Consider the following 2,199-nt stretch of genomic DNA (forward strand, 5'->3'; position numbering starts at 1 on the left):
GGTTAACTTGTGGCTTGCTTCTTGTAGCTGGCCGCAGGCCCAAGGGTTTCCTTGTGACTTGCTCCTTGAACCTCGTAGCTGGGGCCGAGCTCAGCGAGGCAGCCTGACCCATAGCCAGAGCGCATGCAGCAGCAGCCCCAGGGTGGCGCCGTGGGAGACCAGCAGCTCCCAGCCGAAGAAGTCGCTGGTCAGGGTGTGCCAGGCCGTCATCACAACCAGGCCCGTCACCAGGAAGAGGCCTAGCCGGCGCAACAGCGCGGGAAGGCGTGAACGCGCCTCGCGTGAGAGCAGCCGCCACTGCAGCACGATGACCACGGCGACCACCGCCAACGATATCAGCATCAGCGACAAGCGTGTCTCGTGCCCTCCGGCCAGATAGCGAGGCAGTGTCGCCAACATCAGTACCCCGAGCCCCAGCAGCAAGCTGAGGCGCCCTGCTGTGGGCGTTGCGCCCACCTCAGGCCACCTTCAACTGCTGGGCATCGATCCACTGCTCTACCCAGGGCAGAGCCTCGTCGTCTGCCATGAAGGTCTCCATGGCATCCACCTCGAGGCGCTCACCGAGACGCTGGGCTCCCTGCCCCTCGAGCATGGCGTCAAGGTGGCGCCCGGCGCCGCAGAAGGTCTCCCCGTAGGAGCTGTCACCCAAAGCGATAAGGCCGTAGCGCAGGCCGGCAAGGCCGGGGCTCTGCTCCTCGAGGTCACGAGCGAAGGGCGTGATATTGCCAGGCAGGTCGCCGCTGCCGGTAGTCGAGACGCAGAACAGCGCCAGGTCGGTGGGCGAGCCGGTGAGATCGTCGAGGGTCGGCTGGTCGAAGATGGCCACCTCGTAGCCGGCTTCCTCGAACAGCGGCTTGACCTGTTCGGCGACATCCAGGGCACCGCCATACATGGTGCCTACAAAGATCTTGAGCATGGGCATGTCATGGATTTACCTGAGAGTTTCGGTCAGATATTACCATGAGGTGCGGCACGGGGCCACGCCCTGGCGCCTGCAGTGACGACAAAGCCCGAGTATAATGGTCGGCTTTCCCCTGAGGCGTGCACGGAGACATCATGCGGCAGACCTTCGAGACCTGGATTACCCCGATCATGATCGGCGGCCTGATCCTCTTCATGTGCTTCATCATCTGGGACCTCGCCAAGAAGTCCCAGGCCGGTCGTTTCGGCACCATCATGCTCTTCGTGGTGCTGGGGGCCGGGATGCTGGGCTATGTACTGAAGGTGGTCATCACCTGGATGCTGGAGAACGGCAGCGGCATGTGACGACACGCCGAGCCCCTGGTCATGAAAAACGCCACTCCGCGGGGTGGCGTTTTCATGATCGTCAAGCGGGTCAGTGGGCCTCGCCGCGATACCCCTCGACCTGGCTCTTGAGCTTCTGGCCGGGCCGAAAGGTGACCACCCGCCGAGCGGAGATCGGGATCTCCTCACCGGTCTTGGGATTACGACCGGGGCGTTCACGTTTATCGCGCAGGTCGAAATTGCCGAAGCCTGAGAGCTTGACCTGCTCGTTCTCGCGCAGGCAGCCACGTATCTCCTCGAAGAACGTCTCCACCATGGACTTGGCCTCGCGCTTGGAGAGGCCAAGCTCGGCGTGCAGATGTTCGGCTAGTTCCGCCTTGGTCAACGCACCCATGTTGTCGCCCTCATGGCGCTGGTCCTGCCGATCGACGAGACACACAAGCCTCAGGTACGCAACTCCGCCCCCAGATGCTGACGTAATTCCGCGACGATGGCATCAACCAACTGATTGATTTCCTCGTCATTAAGCGTGCGCGATGGATGCTGCCAGGTCAACCCCAGGGCCACGCTCTTGAGGCCTTCCGGCACGCCCTTGCCCTGATAGACGTCGAACAGATGGGACTCCACCAGCCACTCGCCCGCCTGTGCCCGGATGGTATCGAGCAGCGACTGCACCGGCAGCCCCTCCTCGACCAGGAAAGCCAGGTCGCGGCGCACCTCAGGGTGGCGCGAGAGCGGTGTGAAGGCCGGCACCCTTCCCTGGGTCAAGGCATCGAGGCGCACCTCGAAGAGCAGCGCGTCGACCTTGAGGCCAAGCCTGGCACGCACCGCCGGGTGCAGGGTGCCGATCCAGCCGGCCTCCTCGCCGCGATGCAGGATGCGGGCGCACTGGCCGGGATGCAGCGCCGGATGCTCGCCGGGCTCGAAGCGCCAGGCCTGCGGCTCGCCGAGGGC

Annotated in this window: 4 protein-coding genes and 1 pseudogene; 1 reads left to right on the forward strand and 4 read right to left on the reverse strand. The window is 64.3% G+C overall.

Features of this window, described 5'->3' with window-relative positions:
• Nucleotides 1-90 precede the first annotated feature (90 nt).
• Nucleotides 91-456 (reverse strand): hypothetical protein, encoded by a 366-nt coding sequence (locus tag RI841_RS16140; RefSeq protein ID WP_310706650.1) that lies wholly within the window; start codon nt 454-456, stop codon nt 91-93.
• A gap of 1 nt (nt 457) precedes the next feature.
• Nucleotides 458-922 (reverse strand): flavodoxin, encoded by a 465-nt coding sequence (locus tag RI841_RS16145; RefSeq protein ID WP_310706651.1) that lies wholly within the window; start codon nt 920-922, stop codon nt 458-460.
• Nucleotides 923-1,056: 134 nt separating this feature from the next.
• On the opposite strand from RI841_RS16145, the gene RI841_RS16150 reads away from it, so the two are divergent.
• Nucleotides 1,057-1,266 carry a DUF2788 domain-containing protein gene (locus RI841_RS16150; protein WP_310706652.1) on the forward strand — a complete coding sequence of 70 codons (210 nt, stop codon included), beginning with the start codon at nt 1,057-1,059 and terminating at the stop codon, nt 1,264-1,266.
• Nucleotides 1,267-1,336: 70 nt separating this feature from the next.
• On the opposite strand, the gene ihfA is transcribed toward RI841_RS16150, so the two are convergent.
• Together ihfA and RI841_RS16160 are read right to left on the reverse strand one after the other, a co-directional pair.
• A complete protein-coding gene (gene ihfA, locus RI841_RS16155) occupies nt 1,337-1,639 on the reverse strand; it encodes an integration host factor subunit alpha (RefSeq protein ID WP_310706653.1) in 303 nt (100 codons plus the stop codon).
• A gap of 50 nt (nt 1,640-1,689) precedes the next feature.
• A pseudogene (locus tag RI841_RS16160) lies at nt 1,690-2,199 on the reverse strand (phenylalanine--tRNA ligase subunit beta); the annotation flags it as partial.

The organism is Halomonas sp. (genome assembly GCF_031581305.1).
Lineage (GTDB): Bacteria > Pseudomonadota > Gammaproteobacteria > Pseudomonadales > Halomonadaceae > Halomonas.